Raw genomic sequence first — 16,242 nt, forward strand, 5'->3', positions numbered from 1 at the left:
GGGCCTGCCAGGTCGTCGCCGGCAGGTCCTCCGACTCCACCAGCGGCGGCGCCAGCACCCCGGCATCCAGCAGCTCGGCCGACAACGCATCCCGCGCGGCCTGCAGGCGGATGATCGCCTCATCCATCGCGGCCAGCGCGCCGCGGCCCACCTCGGTGCGCTCCTCGGCCGTCAGCTCGGACGAGCCCGCCGCGCCGCGCCAGCAGTCCGAACGGGACATCGCCCGGTCGGCGGCGCGACGCGCGGCGGTCCAGGCCTTCTCTGTCTTGTGGGATAGGTCACGTGCTCGCGTCGAGGGTGCGAGGGGGGACATGCTGTCTCCGGCGGTCCGGCGCCCGGGCGGGCGCTCCTGGTGCCACCGAGTGGGGAGCGATTAATTCGACCTCGGATGGATCGCCGTGATCTGCGGATATGCAGGTCAGGTCACCGTTCCTGGCGAAGTAACTTACAAGCGAGTGGTCGCAGGTTCGATCCCTGCCGCGCCCACACGCTGATTCCGCCTGCTTGACGATCTTCGGTCGAGCTTCTGACCAGCATTTATGCGCGCCGGGGGGAAGGTACGTCGAAGGTCTGACTCTCGTGAAGATCGCTCCTTGGGTCTGCGTGGAGAGTACAGCGCTCAGACACCACTCAAGTGCGCGATGAGACAGTTGACGCGGTCCCGGCGGGCAGGCAAAACAGATCGCCAGGCGTGGGCGGGCTTTCCATACTGGGTCGGGTGGAGATCGATAGTCGAGTGACGGCCCGGTATGAGCTGGTTGACGAGGACGACCGTCTGTGGCGTCCGGGACTGGGTGACCTGGTCCGGCTGCGGACCTGGGACATCTTCGCGCGGTTCCTGGTCGGGCAGGGCCACGTCGTGGATGTCGGTGGCGGTCCAGGTACCCACGCTGCGCATCTCGCCGGCCGCGGCTACGACCTTGTTCTCATTGACCCCGTCGCCCGCCATGTCGAGATGGCGCGGGCCCGGTCCCGGTCGCAGCCACACGCGCCGTTTCGAGTCGAGCTCGGTGAGGCCCGTCGTCTTCCTGTGCCCGACCAGACGGCCGATGCCGTGCTGCTGATGGGCCCGCTTTATCACCTTGTCGAGCGGGATGACCGGGTCGCCGCGCTGCGCGAGGCGGCCCGGGTTCTTCGGCCGGGGGGCGATGTTCTGGTCGAGGTCATCGCCCGGCATGCCTGGGTCCTCGACGCGACGATGAAGGGTCTGCTGGGAAGCCGTGAGATCTGGGACGACTTTGACCGCAGTCTGCGTCTCGGCCTGAGCCAGGACCCGGCCCAGCCGGCCGAGGGCGGCTTCTGGGCCTACTTTCACCGCCCTGAGGAGTTGCGCGCGGAGCTCGAGGACGCCGGCTATCGGGACATCCGCCTTGTCGCGGTCGAGGGTTTCGCCTGGCTGTTGGGGGATCTGGAGCAGCGGATGGTCGACCCCGCCGATCTGCTCAGGGCGGTCCGCCGGACCGAAACCGAGCCGTCGATGCTCGGAGCGAGCGCGCATGTCATCGGTGTCGCCCGCAACCCGTAGGGCTGTCGCCTGACCCAGCCAGCACGCCGGGATGCCTCAGACCCTCCCTGGAAGGTCCCGTCCCACTGCGCGCCGCTCGATGCGGCAGCGCGTACGTGTTGTGCGACGCTCGCCTATCGCTCGCCGAACCGGCGTCGTCGGTGCGTCCTGGCGGGTGTGGCTGAGGACCCGTTTTATCGGATCCGCTCCGGGTGATCTCGGCGGGGCACGCTGGTCCGGGCCCGACGCGCTCTGTGGCGATTCGGCCTCAGATCGAGGTTTCGTATTACGATAGTGGATGTGGAGATCCACCGGTCGGCGCGTAAGCACGGAGTGGCCGACGCCGACCTCCTCCACGCCGCTACGAGGTACCTGGTCGCCTTCGCACTCGACGACGAGAACCCGCGGCGGGAGCTTCGGCTGGGTCCGGATCGGTCGGGCAACCTTCTGGAGATCGTCGTCCTGCTCCTTGACGATGGCACCGAACTGATCATCTATGCGATGCGTATGCGTCCGAAGTATTGGGGTCTCCTGCCGTGACAAGGAGGTTGAGATGACAGGCGAAACAGGGCATGTCCCCACATCAGGTGGGGTGCCGGTGACCGACGAGCTCGTGGCGCGGCTTGCTGACGAGGCCGAGGCCGGCTATGACGTCGAGATTCTGCGACGCCGGGGTGGGCGGCGGCCGATCGGGTCGGCGCCGGGCGAGGTCGTGCCGGTGCGACTTGATCCGGAGCTGCGGGCGGCCTTGGCGAGTCGCGCGGCTGCTGATCACACGAATGCCAGCGAGGTGATCCGGCAGGCCCTGCGTGCATGGCTCGACGTCGCCTGACGGCGCGAGACTCATGGGCGGAGGCTCCGTGTTCCCATCGGTGATCCTGTGTCGCTCATCCGGACGATCTGGCAGCGCTGTGATGCATGTTACATTCGGCATGTCAGGTATCCGGGGGTCGTGTCGATAGGGATCCTTAGACACAACTGAATTGTGTGCCGGACGCTCCTCGGTGACCTGCGTATATGCAGGTCAAGCACAGCGCTGGCCCCGGAGCGCCTTACAGGCGAGTGGTCGCAGGTTCGATCCCTGCCGCGCCCACGCGCTGGTTCCGCATGCTTGTTGATCTCCGATCAACCGCGCCAGCAGCCGCGATGCCAGTCGGGGGGACGACCCCCCGACCCCCCGAGCGGGGCGCCTGTGGCGCCTTCTGGGGTCGGGAAAATTGCCGCCTGCACAACGTGGCAGCCCTTACAGATGGTTCTGGTAAACGGCGGTGTTTCAGCCGCGTTATTCGGTAGGGCGCGGTAGAACCCCCTGGTCGCACTCGTGCGGGACGTGACGATTCACGCCTGGGAGCTTGCCCGCGCCGTCGGTGGAGACGATCGACTGCCGGATGAACTGGTGGAGGCCGTGCTTGCGGACATGCCCGCGATTACCTAGCAGATGCGAGCGTCGGGGCGCTACGGTCACATCATTCCGATGCCGCAGGAAGCCGGCGCGCAGGAGCGCATGCTCGCGCTCGCCGGCCGGGCGGTGCACTGACGTCGTAGGCCGCCCCGGTGGAGCAGGCTGAGCACGCACCGCTCCGACTGCCGGCGCAGGGTGGTACTACCGGGGACTGCTGAAGATCACCAAAGTCCCCGGTGTCCGCGAGATGGTCATCCCTGGAACGGCTCGGCGCCGAAGCGATCACGGCTGGCGCTGACCAGGACGCGCTGTTGGTGGCGCTGGCATGCCAGTTGGCTCGGCGATGACGTCACCGTGCCGGAGCGTGCCAAAGCCTGAGCGCGACTTGGAGCGACGCGCGGGGCTTGGCGGTTGTTGACCTCAAGAAAAGTTGAACTTTTAGCCTGGCCATCGTCGGGCCAGGTGGTCTTTGTGGCCCGAGTTCTGTCAACTTCGGCCCCAGGATCATCGAGGAGCGCCATGCCTCATCTGACGGACGCCACCGATCGAGCAGAACTCGTTGCCTTGGTCAGTAGGCTCGGGCGATGGCTGGACGACGGTGATGACGAGGAGGGGCGGGATCTCTTCCACAAGGACGCCATAGTCCGCAGCCCGCGCGGCACCGCCACAGGGATAGACGGAATCTTCGCGTACGTGCGGAGTACCAGCGACGATGCGGAACGCACGCAGCATCTGACCACTGACATACTCGTCGAGTTCGATGGGGATCACGCCACCATCGCGGCGAATGAGCTTGTCGCGTACTTTCCCTCGGGGCAGGCCTTTCCGTCGCTGTTGAGGCTCGTCGGCCTGCGCTCCGCGTTCCGTGCTCTCCATACCCAGGACGGGTGGCGACTCACCCATGTCGACATCACGCCGCTGTGGCGGCAGGAGGCCTGACCACGCCCCCGATCGCACTGGGGATGGCGCCGGCTGGCCGGTCGAGGCCTGACCGAATCGGAATGGCGCCAGTTCGTGTCCGGAACGAACGTTGATCCCTACCGCGATACGTGCTGCGACCAGCGGCCGGCTGGCTGACCGTCCGCTGGCACCTGGGTCAGTCGTAGGTCAACTCGGGCGGTACGGCCTGGCGTGCGAGCGTCAGACTTTCTGGTGGGACGCGGTGTGGGAGGTAACAGAATCCCTCGGGGGAGGTCTCGAGGTCAGGCGGCGCGTCAAAACGGACGGCCCACACGTCCACCGGGCCGCCAGTGTTGTTGATGCGCAGGAAGAAGTCAACCTGAAATTCGTCGGTGCAGAGAAAGACGCCCGCAACCTCCGGCCGGCGACTTCCGGCGATTCCTCGGGCGGCCCCCATCCGCGACCAGTCGAGGCCATGGCGCGTGATGGAGCCGCGGTTGGCGATCGAACTGACGTGGAACATCCGGGCTTCATCCGGGGTCCAGCCCGCCGGGCTCGTCTCGGAGGCCATGCCGGGGCTCCTGGCAGAGAACGGGGTTCGCTTCACCCGCTCATCATCGTCGGGCGGAAGCGTGTCGTCGCCTCATTTTGGGTCGGTGGCATCGGCGCTGCCGGCGGGCAGATCCGAGACCCTCACGATTCTCAGGCCAACCGCGCGGAACAGGTCGATCACGGCCGCCAGGGCCATGATGCCGACCAGGAGGATGAGGCCTGCCCCGGCGTAGTTGTCCTCCCACCCCCAACGGCCGTAGCGGACCGAATCGGCGATCGGCAGCAGTGCCCATGTGCCGCCGACGGTGAAGGTCGCCACGATCCAGCCGGGATTCCGCACGCTCGCCGCGGTCGCGACGAGTGAGCCGAGGGCGACGGCGGCCGGCACCGTCATCTCGACGGTGTCGAGAAACCCGGTGGGGCCGCGATAGGCGAGCAGCGGATAGTTCCAGTAGTCGATACCGGAATAGGCCTGGTGGAAAAGTGACACGCTGCGGGCGGCCGCCGCCGTGAGAAAAAGGCCGAACAGCGCCGTCGCCGCGAACAGGTCGCGGCGGCGGATTGCCGCCGGCATGCCGCCCGCCGCCATCCCGGCCAGCAAGCCCAGTGCCACGAGGAGATACAGCTGAGGCCGTTCGGTGTCCCACCACCCGGCGACTGGTATCGCGGCACACACCGCGAGGCAGGTAAGGCCCAGCAGCGTACGGGCGACGCGCGTGTAACCGGCCGCGGCGGCGGCGAAGGCCAGAATCGGCAGCGGATAGATGGCGGCACCGACGGTCATGAAGGGGCCGAAGCTCGGGTTGGTGTTCGCCCGCGCGCCCCAGTCGAGTGACGGGAACGGGTCGGGCAGCACCTCCGCCACGACGAACAGGGCGGACGACAACGTGGCCACGGAGCCGAGCGCCATGACCGCTACGCGGTGCCATATCGCCGCCGGCACGACACCGCGTGAAGCCTCGAACCGTGCGGCGAAGCCATGCACGATCAGGTTCACGGCCTCGCCGGGGCTCGGTCTGGTACGTGCGCTGGCGTCGGCCATGTCCAGCAGGGTGGAGAGGACTTCGTCCCCGTGCTCCTGCCGCCACCTGGGCGGGTAGCACCTCAGGAGCCGGCGGTAGGCGATCTCAAGCTGTGGTGGAGTCATGCCGTCGCCGTCCCTGGACGAGTCCGTGCGCGGAGTCGGCGGTCGGCCTCGGCGGCGTTCCGCCGCAGGCGGGCGGTCTGTGTGGCAAGCATTTCGACACCTGCGTCGGTGAGGTCGTAGTAGCGGCGAAGCCGACCGTCGACCACTTCCTCGCCGCTGGGGCGTACCAGTTTCTGGTCGGCCAGCCGGCCGAGGGCGGCGTAGAGGGTGCCCGCTCGTAGTGTCACCCGGCCGTCGGAGATGGCTTCGACCTCCCGAATCAACGCATACCCGTGCTTGGCGCCGTCAGCGAGTGCCGCGAGCACCAGAAAGGTCGGCTCGCGCATCTCCTCGATACCCACATCGGCAGAATATACCGATCATCGGCATATCGAGGGCCGGCTTGGGGTCGGCTGATCAGGGCCAGAGGCCGGCTCCGGCGCCGACGGTCGCATCACCAAGGTGCTCGGCTTCCTCGACAAGGTCCCGGCCGGAGCCTGACACCAGCGGCGGCGCAGTGCAGTGGACGGACCGTGCCGAGGTGGGCGCTCCGGCACGGTCCGGGGACGTTGCGCTGAGCTCGAGGAGCAGCACCTGTCGGCGGGCGGTCATGCCGCGGACTCGCTGTGGCGCCGGTCGGTGGGCAAGGCGTCGGTGGGCAAGGCGTCGGTGGGCAAGGCGTCGGTGGGCAGGGTGATGGCGAGCAGGATCGCCGCGGCCAGGCAGAGGGCGGCGTTGACAGCCAGCGCGGTGGTGACCCCGTGCAGGATGCCGTGCGGTGTGTCCGCCCCGGACGCGGTCGCGATCGCCGACATGACCGGTGTGCCGAGGGCGATCCCGACCTGCTGGCTCATCGTGGCCAGACCGGTGGCGAGTCCCTGCTCGCCGCCGGCCAGACCGGACGTCGCGGTGACCATGAACCCGACGATCGCGACCAGGTTGGCGACACCGCCGACGAAGGTGGCCGCGAGCAGGTCGGCGAGCCAGCCGGGTGCGTCCCCGAGGAAGACCAGCGGCACGGTCGCGGCGCACTGGGCCACGAACCCGAGCACGACGGCCAGCCTGCCGCCGAGACGGGCGATGACCCGCGGGCCCAGGAGACCTCCGACGACGGTGCCGAGGCCGAGGACCGCGAACGCGAGACCGGACTGCAACGGCGTGTAGTCCCGGACCTTCTGCAGGTAGAGGGTCAGCAGGAACACCACCGACGTCTCGGTGGCGAAGGCGAGCAGGCCGGCGAGGTTACCCCACCGCACACTCGGACGAGCCAGGATCGACGGTGGTACCAGCGGCGCCGCCACGGACCGCTCGACGACGGCGAAGACCGCGAGCAGGATCGCCGCGGCGGCGAGAAACCCCCAGCAGTGCGGGTCGCTCCACGAGCGCTCGCCGGCCTGGGTCAGCCCGTAGACACCGGTGACCAGCGCGGCCGTCACGGTGACGGCGCCGGGAACGTCGAGCCGGGGCGGGTCGGCGGCCTTGTTCTCGGTGAGCACGGCCGGCCCGACGGACAGCACCACGACGGCGACGATGACGTTGATGAAGAAGGCCCAGCGCCAGCTCACCAGGTCCGTCAGCAGCCCGCCGAGGATGGCGCCGGCGGTGAACCCCGAGGCCATCAACGCTCCGTTGAGCCCGAGCACCCGCTCCCGCAACGGGCCTTCGGGGAACGACGTGGTCAGCAGGGACAACGCGGCCGGTGTCACCGCCGCGGTCGCCAGTCCCTGGGCGACCCGCGCCGTGAGGAGCACCCACGGGACGGTCGCGAGCCCGCCGGCCAGCGAGGAGACGCCGAGCACGGCGATACCGGCCAGGAACAGCCGGCGACGTCCGAACAGGTCGGCGATGCGGCCGAACGACAGGGTGAACCCGGCCGCGCAGACCGCGAACGTGGTCGAGATCCACTGCAGGTTCGCCAGGCTGAAGCCCACGTCGCCGCCGATCCGGGGCAGCGCGACATTGAGGATCGAGAAGTCCACGGCCAGGGTGAAGCTCGCGGTCAACAGGACCACGAGGGCGAGCCGCTCGCGGCCGCCGACCCGCGTCGGCATCGGTGTCGCCGTCGGTGCCGCCGTCGGCACGCGGGCCGGTGCCGGCCGGTCGGCCAAGGATTCGGTAGTCACGGTTGTGGACCCTGCGGCCTGCGACGCCGCACTGCGATCCCCCCGCCCCTGGTACCACTCGCAGGGGCACTCAGCGACCGCGAACGTGCTCGACACTGGGATGCATGCGCCCCGCTGACCCGAAGACCGGAACCCGAGAGCTCGGCGATTTCCTGCGCACCCGCCGGGCTGCGGTCGCGCCCGCCAGCGTAGGCCTCCCGACCTGGGGAACCCGGCGTGTTCCGGGCCTGCGCCGTGAGGAGCTCGCCCAACTCGCCGGCATCTCGATCAACTACTACACCCGGCTGGAGCAGGGGCAGTCGACCAACGCCTCGGACTCGATCATCGAGTCGCTGGCCCGCGCCCTGCGCCTCGACGAGGACGAACGGGCCCACCTGTACGCCCTCGCTCGGCCGGCACCGGCCAAGCGCCGTCGTCCCGCCCGGCCGGAACTGCCGGCCGCCGGCGCGGCCGCCCTGCTGGACGCAATGCACGCCGTTCCGGCCATGCTGCTCGGGCGCCGCAACGACATCCTGGCCTGGAACCGCCTAGGCCACGCGCTGCTCGCCGGTCATCTCGACGCCGCGGCCCCCCGGTCACCCCAGCGGCCCAACCAGCTGCGGCTGCTCTTCCTCGACCCGCACACGCGGGAGCTCTACCGCGACTGGGACGACGAGTCGGCGCTGGCCGTCTCATCCCTGCGCTACATCACGGCGCAGTACCCGGACGATCGTCTGCTCGCCGAGCTCATCGGTGACCTGAGCATCAACAGCCCCGAATTCGCGCGGCTCTGGGCCAGGCACGACGTCCGGCTCTGCTCACGTGGCACCAAGCGCCTGCACCACCCGGCGGTCGGGGACCTCGACCTCCACTACGAGGTTCTCCACCTGCCGGACAGCAATGGGCAGCGCATCCTCACCCACACCGCCGCCCCCGGCTCGGGCTCCGAGGCCGCGCTCCGCCTGCTGGCCGCTCCGCCGACCGCGACAGGAGAACCTGCGGTGGCCTGAGCGCCCACCGCATCTGAGCGCCCACCGCATCTGAGCGCCCACCGTGTCTGGGCGCCCACCGTGACCTGAGCGGTCGGGATCACCGCGCCCGTCCCGGACCGCCGACGATGTCAGGCGGGTTCAGTACCCGGTGCCGAACGGGGCTCGGCCGCGGTGTGCTCGTCGAACCAGGCCCAGATCCGGTCCCATGCCTCCGCCGCCGCGTGGGGTTCCGGGCCGGGACGCAACAGCGGCCCGGTCATCAGCATGGAAAGTCGATGGCTGCGTCTGGTGGGGCGCCCGGTCAGGAACGAATGGCCCGCTGTGGGGTACACCGTCACCTCGCCCGGCACCCCGGCCGCGTCGAGGCGTTCCCGCAGCAGTGGTGCCTTTCTGGCGAAGACCCGGTCGCGCTCACCGTAGGCGGCGAGCACCGGGCCACATCCGCGCAACGCCTCGACCTGTGGTGGGGCGCCGTAGTTGGCGGAAACCGCACGCACCCCGGAGCCGGCCTGCCCGCCGAGCAGCATCGCCAGCCCGCCGCCCAGACAGAAGCCGATCACCACGATCCGGCGTGCATGCACCTCGGGTCGGTCGGCCAGCCACCGACGGGCGGCGTCCAGATCACGGACCACCGGCCCCGGCCGGCCGCTGAAAACCTCCCGCATGGCCCGCACCAGGCAGACCGGCGCAGGGCCGGGGGAGAGGAGGTCGGGAGTGAGCGCCACCCAGCCGCGGCCCGCGAACCGGCCCGCGACCTCACGGATCTCCGGCGTGATCCCGAAGGCCTCCGACAGCACCACCACCGCCGGCCAGCCCGCGGGCGGCGGATCGCCTGCCGGCCTGGTCAGCTCGCCGGCCATCGCCCGCCCGGCCTCGATCTCCACCCTGGTCGGGGAAGGGCGTGTGCTGCGCATCGACGTCAGCGGCGCGGAGGCGTCATCCTCGCGGGGCTCGGCGGTCGCTGTGACGTTCGGTCCGGCAGCGGTGACGATCTCGTCGCGATGCATCCCGCCGGACGATACCCCACGGGTTCGAAGCGTGGCTCTTTTACTACGGATTGCCGGCCGGTGCTGTCGCCTGGGTGACTCAAGATCTGTAGATCATGTCACGCCGGTAACTGATCGCTCCGGCATCTGATTGCTCTGGCTTAACTGGTTGTCGATGGTCCGCATGTATGTGCGAAGCTGTGGGCGACTTGGATTCGGTCGCCGTCGCGATGCCAGGACTTTCGCCGGTTGCCAGAGGTTGAGCAGGAGAACTGATGAAACGGATCGCCGAACTCGCCGTCCGTCGCCGATGGCTCGTCGTCGTCGGCTGGGTCGGCTTTATCGTTGCCGTGCAGGCGATCGCCGGGGTGATGGGCGGGGCCTCGTACCGCGACACCTTCAGCCTGCCGCACACCGAGACCGCGTCGGTGGCAAAGCTGCTCGAGGGTGCTGGGCTGAACAATCAGAGCGGCGCTACGGGCACCGTCGTGCTCAAGAACAAGGACGGGAAGTTCACCGCGTCGCCCCCGGAGCTGAAGTCGGCCTTTACCGACGTGTGCGCCTCTGGTAACCATGTGGCGTTTATCACATCTCCCTGGGATCTGGTCGACTGCTCGAAGCCCGAGGCCGACGCGGAGGGGAACCCGAAGCTGCTCAACAGCGCGCACGGTTCCACTGCGGCGCTGATCACCGTGACCTGGGAGAACGACCACTTTGAGCCGGAGCTGTTCAAGGGTGTCTTCGACGAGCTGAAGACCCTGCGCAGTGACTCGCTGCAGGTCGAGTTCACCGGCCCCGCGTTCTCCGGTATCGGGCAGAGCGAGGGCTCGGGGTCGTCGATCTTCATCGGCTTCGCGGCCGCGTTCATCATCCTGGCGCTGGTGTTCCGAACCGTGGCCGCCACGGTGCTGCCGTTGGCGAGCGCCCTGTTCGCCCTCGTCGGTGGCCTCGGTGTGATCTACATCCTCAGTCACGCGATCAATGTGTCGAATATCACTCCCGTTCTCGCCGAGCTGATGGTGATCGGTGTCGGCGTCGACTACGCGTTGTTCATCGTCACCCGGCATCGCCGAAATCTGCGGCGGGGCGTGCCCGTCGCGGAATCGATCGTGAACGCGGTCAACACCTCGGGTCGGGCGGTGTTGTTTGCCGGCACAACCGTCTGCATCGCCATTCTCGGTCTCATCGCGCTCGGCGTGAGCTTCTTCAACGGCATGGCGGTGGCGACCGCGCTCGCGGTCGGATTCACCATGATTGCGTCACTGACACTGCTGCCCGCGCTGCTCAGCCTGTTCGGGCTGAAGGTGTTGACCCGCAGGCAGCGGGCGGCGGTGCGCGCCGGTGAGTTCATCGATGATCACCAGGTGGGATTCTGGGCGCGTTGGTCGCAGTTCGTCGCCCGCCAGCGCATCGGTGTCGCGGTGGTCTCGGGCGCGCTGATGATTCTGATCGCCCTGCCGTTCTTCTCGATGCAGCTGGGCGCCAGCGATCAGGGCAGCGACCCCAAGAGCTCCACGACCCGCACGGGCTACGACCTGATCGCCTCCGAGTTCGGAGTCGGATACAACTCCGCCCTGGAAGCCGTCGTGAGCGGCCCGGGCGCCTCCGACGAGGCCTATCTGCAGCGGGTGTCGGAGGCGCTGTCCGACGTTCCGGGAGTCGACCCGGCCAGCCTGGGCACGATGCCGCTGGCCAAGGACGTCGCCTTCGTGACGTTCAAGACGACCACGTCACCGCAGTCGGAGGAGACCTACAAGCTGGTCCGGCACCTTCGCTCGGACGTCCTGCCCCCACTGTACGAAGACACGGCCAACCACATCTACACCTACGGTGACACGGCGATCAACGTCGACTTCGCCGCGGTGCTGTCCCGGAAGATGCCGCTGTTCATCGCGGTCGTGGTCGGCCTGTCCTTCGTCCTGCTGCTCATCGCGTTCCGCAGCCTGCTGATCCCGTTGACTGCCGCGCTGATGAACCTGCTGGCGGCGGGCGGCTCGTTCGGCCTGTCCGTGGCGATCTTCCAGTACGGCTGGCTCTCCGAGCCGATGGGCGCCGGGCCCGGTGGGCCGATCGACGCCTGGATGCCGGTCATGCTGTTCGCCATCCTGTTCGGCCTGTCGATGGACTACCAGGTGTTCCTGGTCAGCCGTATGCACGAGGAATGGCTGCACACCCGCGACAACAAGCGTTCGGTGGTCGTCGGGCAGGCTGAGACCGGCGGCATCATCACCGCCGCGGCCATCATCATGATCGCCGTGTTCCTCGGCTTCGTGCTCACCCCGGGCCGGCCGATCAAGATCTTCGGTGTCGGCCTTGCCTCCGCTGTCTTCCTCGACGCCTTCATCCTGCGGACGGCGCTCGTGCCGTCGCTGATGCACCTCATCGGCAAGGCCAACTGGTACCTGCCGAAGTGGCTGGAACGGGTCGTCCCGCACGTCTCGGTCGAACCCGCCGACGAGCCGGTCACCGACAGCGCAGTCACCCACATCGTCGTCGGTGAAACCGCCAGCGGTGACGGTGACGGTGACAGCGGTGGCGATGGCGGCGGCGCCGACGGCGGCAGCGGCAGCGGCGGTACTGATGGCGACGGTGGCACCGGCGACGGCACCGGCGACGGCGACGGCGGGTCCGGCGGCGAGGGCCGACCCGAACCCGAGCCCGAAGCGGGACCCGGCCTCGGAGCGGTTCCCACCCAGGGGTCGGAACCGGCACGGGAACCGGCACGATCCTGAGCGAAGGGGCTCGTCCGCCAGCCAGTGGCGGACGAGCCCCATCGGTCGCCCCACCCATCGCTCCGCCTGGTGGACCAGCCTGGTTGACCAGCGGCCGCAGTCTGTGGGGCGCCCGACGGCCAGAACCGTGAAGCGTGCCCCGAGCGCAGCTTGATTGCAGCTCGATCCGGAGGCCTGAGCGCCGCCGCCGCGCTGTTACTGTTCGCCTGTGTACCTGGACCCGTCGGACGAGCGTCCGCCTCGAACGAGGGCTATCTCGCTGGTGTCGGCCACCGCGCGGCCGCACTGGCGGATTCCCGGCTGATTCCGCTCGTCGACCGACCGCTGCCCTGAGCAGTAAACCTCGGGAGCAGCCGACCGCGCGCGGACTCGCGCCGGCGGTGTCCTGGGACAGGGTGCCGGAGTGTCGGAGTGTCGGAGTGTCGGAGTGTCGGACCAGGCTGGTGGCGGGTATCTCACCTGGGTGAGTAGGTGGACCCTGGTCAGGACGAGTGTCGCCACGGCGGTCGCGGCTGGCGCCGGCGCGGTTGCGACCAGCCCCGACTCGTCCTGGTACCTGTCGTTGGACAAACCCTCCTGGCAGCCGCCACGGGCGGCCTTCCCCGCGGTCTGGACACCGATCTACCTGTTGATCGCGTTCGCCGGCGCCCGGGCGCTCGACGGCACGGCCGGCGACGACCACCGGCGCCGCCTACGCCGTGCCTTCGGGATCAACCTGCTCCTGAACGCCGCCTGGACTCCGCTGTTCTTCCGGGTCCGAAGCCCAGGCCTCGCGTTCGCGGAGATCATCGCCCTCGATGCCTCCAACATCGATCTTCTACGCCGGGCCTGGCACGCGGACCGCTCCGCCGGGGTGGCCCTGCTGCCTTACCTGACCTGGACGGGCTTCGCGACCGCGCTCAACGCCGCGATCGCGGCCCGCAATCCATCGGCGCAGGCAGCCGGTTGACGGTCCGCCGGCGACGAGATCCGGCCTGGCGTAGGCGGCCAGGGCGTTGCGGTCGTCGGTGAGAACGAACCCGGCATCGATGGCGGCCTCGATACCGGCGGCGTAACGCTGCTCGTAGTCCGCCTGGGACGGATGGAGCTCCGCGAGGCGGGATGCGCCCGGTGGCTTCGTCGAGCCGATCAGCAGGCAGATCGGAGACAGCTTCGGTCCCGCACGAGCTCGGCCTCCTCTGAGGCTCGGCATTCGCCGGCAACAGGCTCTGGCGACAGAGCACTACCCGTGGCCGGGAGACACCACGCCGGTGGCGCGCTGAGGCCACAGCCGTGCGCGCCGGGTGTCGCGGCGTTGCCGCCTCGTGCGCGGGGTGGTGGGGTGGCGGCGGGGCGGGAGTCGGCGGACGACCGTCGCCCGGGCACGAAGAGCGGCGTGGATGGCCACGCGGACCGGCACCGGCGGGAGCGCGAGGCCGACTCCCGCGCAGACCTGCGGTTCGAGCAGCGTCGCGACGAACGGCCGGACCAGGGGCACCAGCGGCCGTGGCAGCTGTGACTCGGCCAGCGCGATGGTCGCCTCGCTGATGCGTTCCCCGAGAGGTGAGTACGCCGCCCGGTCGCGTTCCCATCGGGCGAGGTAGGCGGCGAGGCCGTCGTAGTCGGCCGGCAGGCCGCGCACGCCCATCCGCCGCCCCAGCTCCAGGTAGAACCGCGCTATGGCGGAGCGCTCGTCCGGGGTGGGCGCACGCCATCCGTACCGGTCCAGCCAGCGCACCAGCGTTACCGCCAGCGACGCGATGGCATAACACTGATCGCCGTTGGTGATTCCCCACCCGCGGTGCGCCCTGTTCACCATGCGCAGGACGTCCCGCCCGACCGGTGACTCGAAGCCGTGCTCGAGCAGGTCGCCGAAGGTGAGCGAGGTTTCCTCGGCCCGCTCGGCGAGCGCGTCGATCGATCCGACGACACTCGCCGTGCTCGGGACCGCGAACAGGTGCCAGATCGTCAGCTTGCCGGCGGTCCGGGCATCCCAGGGAAACTCGTGGAAGATGAGGAGTCGGACGATCTCAAGCCAGTCCCGGTCGGGATCGAGACCGGCTGTGCTGATCTCGCGCCCGCCGTGTCCCCGGCGACTCCTTCTACTCCTGAGGCTCCCGCACCCGCCACCGGTAGCGATCACTCGGTCGAGTATTGGCGGTGGGCCACCTCAGGTGGTTGATATGTAGCAAACCGGACAGTCTGCCGCCTGTCCCGGTCTGAATGCCGGCCCGTTTGCTCAGTACCAGCCCGCGGCCTGCGCCGTCGGGGCGTCGTACTCGGCGGGCGGCACGGGACGCCGGTCGACGGGCAGTGCCGACGGCGCGGCCGGTGGTTGCGGTGCCGCCAGCGGCCACATCGGCTCCCGAACCGCCCACGGTGCCCCTGCCGGCGACAACGGCGCCGCCTCGCCCACTGCCCGCACGGCACTCATGGATCTGCGCCGGGTCTGCGCCGCCCTGGCGAGCCCGTGCCGTCGTGCCGGCGTCATCAGCGAGCTCAGCAAGTCCTCGACCGCGTCCATGAGTGTTGTCATCGCCAGGAGCGCCAGCGGAAACAGCAGAACGATAAAGACCACGCTGTGGACACCTCGCAATGTGCTCGAAAGCATCCGGCCGTCAAGGGTTGGCCCGGATGTACTAGCCCGTTTGGGTAGGTCCCATTCCCGCAGCCGCAGGTTACGAACACTGACCGGCCGGTCGGACAACCTGACATAGGCGTAGGTGTCCATTTCGGGTGCAGCCCCGCCGCGCAGGCCCGCTACTGCTCCGAGGCCCAGTGCCTGACCCCGCTATCTCCGGGTCGACGGTGCGGCGGAACTGCTCGGGTTGCTGGAACCGGTGGCGCCGCCAGATCCGTCGGTGCTGCCGCCGCTGGGCGGCGCGGCGAGGACGAGGCTGACCGTCGCGCCGCGTGTGACGAGCCCGGAGGCCGGAGACTGGGACAGCACCGTGCCCACGGGCCGGTCGCTGGCCTGGTTCTGTTCGACCACGTCGAAGCCGTAGCCGGTGAGCGTCGCCCGGGCGTCGGACCGGCTGCGGCCGACCACGTCGGGCACGTTGACCTGCGTGCTCGCGATGGTGACCGTCACGGTGGTGTCAAAGGGCACCTGGGTTCCCGCGGGCGGGTCGGTCCTCTCCACCAGCCCGGCGCCCTGGGAGGAGGGGCCGTTGTTCACCACCAGGTTCATCTTCAGCCCGGAGCTGGCCAGGCCGGTGCGGACGTCCCGTTCGGTGCGGCCGATGAAGTCGCTCACCGTGGTGTGGCCGCGGCCGGACGAGACGGTGAGGGTGAAGATCGTTTCCGTGTTGGCCGAGGTGCCGGAGGCCGGATCGGTGGCTATGACGACGTCCACCGCGGCCTGATCCAGGCGGTAGTCCCGTTGGAAATGTGAGAAGCCGGCCGCGCGCAGCCGATCCTCAGCGCGGCCGATCGGCTCGCCGACCACCTTGGGAACGATGGCGCGCTTGGCGGGCGGGCCTGGCCGGTAGCTCTCCATGTCGCCGGGGGCCGGTGAGCTCCCGGCGTCGCCGCCGGCGGTCGCGGATGGGTCATCCGGCTGTCCGGTCGAACCCGTCGAACCGGTTGAGCCGGTGCTGCCCGGCTCCTCCCGGTCCCGACTGCCGCCGTCGGTGCTCTTGCCGGTTGCCTCGGCCGTGGGCAGCCGGGCATCCGAGCCGGTCGGCAGCAGCTGGACGGCAGCGGCCCCGGCGGCCACCAGCAACGTCGCCAGTGCCACGACCAGGACCGGGACCACCCGTCGGCGGCCCCGCCGAGCGGCCGGGCGCTCCTGGGTCGAGCCGGCCGCCGGGCTGCCCGCTGGGGCGACCATCGTGACGTCGGGTTCCGCGGAACGTCGGTCGCCGGAATCCGCCCAGCCGGGCGCGGGAGCGTGGGGTGACCCGGGCGGCGGCGTGTTCCGTCTCGCGATGCCGGCCGCCGGACTGCCGGCCGCCGGACTGCCGGG

The 16,242-nt window shown here is 69.5% G+C and carries 17 protein-coding genes and 1 pseudogene; 7 read left to right on the plus strand and 11 right to left on the minus strand.

From position 1 onward, the window contains the following. Positions 1 to 313 (minus strand): hypothetical protein (locus FREUN1FDRAFT_RS33175; protein ID WP_006544726.1); only part of this gene is annotated, 313 nt, incomplete at its 3' end. A 423-nt stretch (positions 314 to 736) separates the two neighbouring features. Between FREUN1FDRAFT_RS33175 and FREUN1FDRAFT_RS33180 the strand changes: the two genes are divergently transcribed. The 4 genes from FREUN1FDRAFT_RS33180 to FREUN1FDRAFT_RS33195 all read left to right on the plus strand — a co-directional run bounded on the left by FREUN1FDRAFT_RS33180 (position 737) and on the right by FREUN1FDRAFT_RS33195 (position 3,845). Further along, positions 737 to 1,525: a class I SAM-dependent methyltransferase gene (locus FREUN1FDRAFT_RS33180; protein ID WP_006544727.1), complete on the plus strand. Its 789-nt coding sequence runs from the start codon at positions 737 to 739 to the stop codon at positions 1,523 to 1,525. A gap of 279 nt (positions 1,526 to 1,804) precedes the next feature. Beyond that, positions 1,805 to 2,044 carry a hypothetical protein gene (locus FREUN1FDRAFT_RS33185; protein ID WP_035955944.1) on the plus strand — a complete coding sequence of 80 codons (240 nt, stop codon included), beginning with the start codon at positions 1,805 to 1,807 and terminating at the stop codon, positions 2,042 to 2,044. 13 nt (positions 2,045 to 2,057) lie between these two features. Next, positions 2,058 to 2,336, plus strand: coding sequence for a ribbon-helix-helix protein, CopG family (locus tag FREUN1FDRAFT_RS33190; protein WP_006544729.1), 279 nt, complete (start codon positions 2,058 to 2,060; stop codon positions 2,334 to 2,336). A gap of 1,089 nt (positions 2,337 to 3,425) precedes the next feature. Then, positions 3,426 to 3,845, plus strand: a complete 420-nt coding sequence (locus tag FREUN1FDRAFT_RS33195; protein WP_006544731.1) for a nuclear transport factor 2 family protein — start codon at positions 3,426 to 3,428, stop codon at positions 3,843 to 3,845. 157 nt (positions 3,846 to 4,002) lie between these two features. Here FREUN1FDRAFT_RS33195 and FREUN1FDRAFT_RS33200 read toward each other — a convergent pair whose 3' ends face one another. The 5 genes from FREUN1FDRAFT_RS33200 to FREUN1FDRAFT_RS33220 form a co-directional block, all read right to left on the minus strand. Next, complete coding sequence (locus FREUN1FDRAFT_RS33200) at positions 4,003 to 4,377, minus strand: hypothetical protein (RefSeq protein WP_006544732.1); 375 nt, start codon at positions 4,375 to 4,377, stop codon at positions 4,003 to 4,005. 72 nt (positions 4,378 to 4,449) lie between these two features. Next, a complete protein-coding gene (locus tag FREUN1FDRAFT_RS33205; protein WP_006544733.1) occupies positions 4,450 to 5,505 on the minus strand; it encodes a hypothetical protein in 1,056 nt (351 codons plus the stop codon). Continuing rightward, on the minus strand, positions 5,502 to 5,831 hold the full coding sequence (locus tag FREUN1FDRAFT_RS33210; RefSeq protein ID WP_006544734.1) for a PadR family transcriptional regulator: 330 nt from the start codon (positions 5,829 to 5,831) through the stop codon (positions 5,502 to 5,504). Before FREUN1FDRAFT_RS33210 ends, FREUN1FDRAFT_RS33205 begins: the two co-directional genes overlap by 4 nt. 70 nt (positions 5,832 to 5,901) lie before the next feature. Then, positions 5,902 to 6,096, minus strand: a complete 195-nt coding sequence (locus FREUN1FDRAFT_RS33215; protein ID WP_006544735.1) for a hypothetical protein — start codon at positions 6,094 to 6,096, stop codon at positions 5,902 to 5,904. Continuing rightward, a complete protein-coding gene (locus tag FREUN1FDRAFT_RS33220) occupies positions 6,093 to 7,535 on the minus strand; it encodes an MFS transporter (protein ID WP_006544736.1) in 1,443 nt (480 codons plus the stop codon). Before FREUN1FDRAFT_RS33220 ends, FREUN1FDRAFT_RS33215 begins: the two co-directional genes overlap by 4 nt. A gap of 176 nt (positions 7,536 to 7,711) precedes the next feature. Between FREUN1FDRAFT_RS33220 and FREUN1FDRAFT_RS33230 the strand changes: the two genes are divergently transcribed. Further along, a complete protein-coding gene (locus FREUN1FDRAFT_RS33230; protein ID WP_006544737.1) occupies positions 7,712 to 8,596 on the plus strand; it encodes a helix-turn-helix transcriptional regulator in 885 nt (294 codons plus the stop codon). A gap of 110 nt (positions 8,597 to 8,706) precedes the next feature. Here FREUN1FDRAFT_RS33230 and FREUN1FDRAFT_RS33235 read toward each other — a convergent pair whose 3' ends face one another. Beyond that, complete coding sequence (locus FREUN1FDRAFT_RS33235; RefSeq protein ID WP_006544738.1) at positions 8,707 to 9,585, minus strand: dienelactone hydrolase family protein; 879 nt, start codon at positions 9,583 to 9,585, stop codon at positions 8,707 to 8,709. A 254-nt stretch (positions 9,586 to 9,839) separates the two neighbouring features. On the opposite strand from FREUN1FDRAFT_RS33235, the gene FREUN1FDRAFT_RS33240 reads away from it, so the two are divergent. Further along, positions 9,840 to 12,296, plus strand: a complete 2,457-nt coding sequence (locus FREUN1FDRAFT_RS33240; RefSeq protein WP_006544739.1) for an efflux RND transporter permease subunit — start codon at positions 9,840 to 9,842, stop codon at positions 12,294 to 12,296. Positions 12,297 to 12,723: 427 nt separating this feature from the next. Further along, positions 12,724 to 13,245, plus strand: a complete 522-nt coding sequence (locus FREUN1FDRAFT_RS33245) for a TspO/MBR family protein (protein WP_006544740.1) — start codon at positions 12,724 to 12,726, stop codon at positions 13,243 to 13,245. A 48-nt stretch (positions 13,246 to 13,293) separates the two neighbouring features. Here the strand turns inward: FREUN1FDRAFT_RS33245 and FREUN1FDRAFT_RS47070 are convergent. From FREUN1FDRAFT_RS47070 to FREUN1FDRAFT_RS33260, 4 genes and pseudogenes are all read right to left on the minus strand, one after another. After that, positions 13,294 to 13,488: pseudogene (locus tag FREUN1FDRAFT_RS47070) on the minus strand (alpha/beta hydrolase domain-containing protein); the annotation flags it as partial. A gap of 30 nt (positions 13,489 to 13,518) precedes the next feature. Beyond that, positions 13,519 to 14,418, minus strand: coding sequence for an oxygenase MpaB family protein (locus tag FREUN1FDRAFT_RS33250; protein WP_006544741.1), 900 nt, complete (start codon positions 14,416 to 14,418; stop codon positions 13,519 to 13,521). Positions 14,419 to 14,514: 96 nt separating this feature from the next. Beyond that, positions 14,515 to 14,853 (minus strand): hypothetical protein, encoded by a 339-nt coding sequence (locus FREUN1FDRAFT_RS33255; RefSeq protein ID WP_035955955.1) that lies wholly within the window; start codon positions 14,851 to 14,853, stop codon positions 14,515 to 14,517. A 213-nt stretch (positions 14,854 to 15,066) separates the two neighbouring features. Beyond that, on the minus strand, positions 15,067 to 16,242 hold a 1,176-nt coding region (locus FREUN1FDRAFT_RS33260; protein ID WP_232295526.1), incomplete at its 5' end, for a PASTA domain-containing protein.

This window comes from Parafrankia sp. EUN1f (assembly GCF_000177675.1).
GTDB lineage: Bacteria > Actinomycetota > Actinomycetes > Frankiales > Frankiaceae > Parafrankia.

Excerpts from the sequence above, each read along its gene's own strand:
- FREUN1FDRAFT_RS33210 (WP_006544734.1), bottom strand. The coding sequence starts at position 5,831 with ATGCGCGAGCCGACCTTTCTGGTGCTCGCGGCACTCGCTGACGGCGCC.
- FREUN1FDRAFT_RS33190 (WP_006544729.1), top strand. The coding sequence starts at position 2,058 with ATGACAGGCGAAACAGGGCATGTCCCCACATCAGGTGGGGTGCCGGTG.
- FREUN1FDRAFT_RS33200 (WP_006544732.1), bottom strand. The coding sequence starts at position 4,377 with ATGGCCTCCGAGACGAGCCCGGCGGGCTGGACCCCGGATGAAGCCCGG.
- FREUN1FDRAFT_RS33230 (WP_006544737.1), top strand. The coding sequence starts at position 7,712 with ATGCGCCCCGCTGACCCGAAGACCGGAACCCGAGAGCTCGGCGATTTC.
- FREUN1FDRAFT_RS33220 (WP_006544736.1), bottom strand. The coding sequence starts at position 7,535 with ATGCCGACGCGGGTCGGCGGCCGCGAGCGGCTCGCCCTCGTGGTCCTG.
- FREUN1FDRAFT_RS33195 (WP_006544731.1), top strand. The coding sequence starts at position 3,426 with ATGCCTCATCTGACGGACGCCACCGATCGAGCAGAACTCGTTGCCTTG.
- FREUN1FDRAFT_RS33205 (WP_006544733.1), bottom strand. The coding sequence starts at position 5,505 with ATGACTCCACCACAGCTTGAGATCGCCTACCGCCGGCTCCTGAGGTGC.
- FREUN1FDRAFT_RS33240 (WP_006544739.1), top strand. The coding sequence starts at position 9,840 with ATGAAACGGATCGCCGAACTCGCCGTCCGTCGCCGATGGCTCGTCGTC.
- FREUN1FDRAFT_RS33235 (WP_006544738.1), bottom strand. The coding sequence starts at position 9,585 with ATGCATCGCGACGAGATCGTCACCGCTGCCGGACCGAACGTCACAGCG.
- FREUN1FDRAFT_RS33215 (WP_006544735.1), bottom strand. The coding sequence starts at position 6,096 with ATGACCGCCCGCCGACAGGTGCTGCTCCTCGAGCTCAGCGCAACGTCC.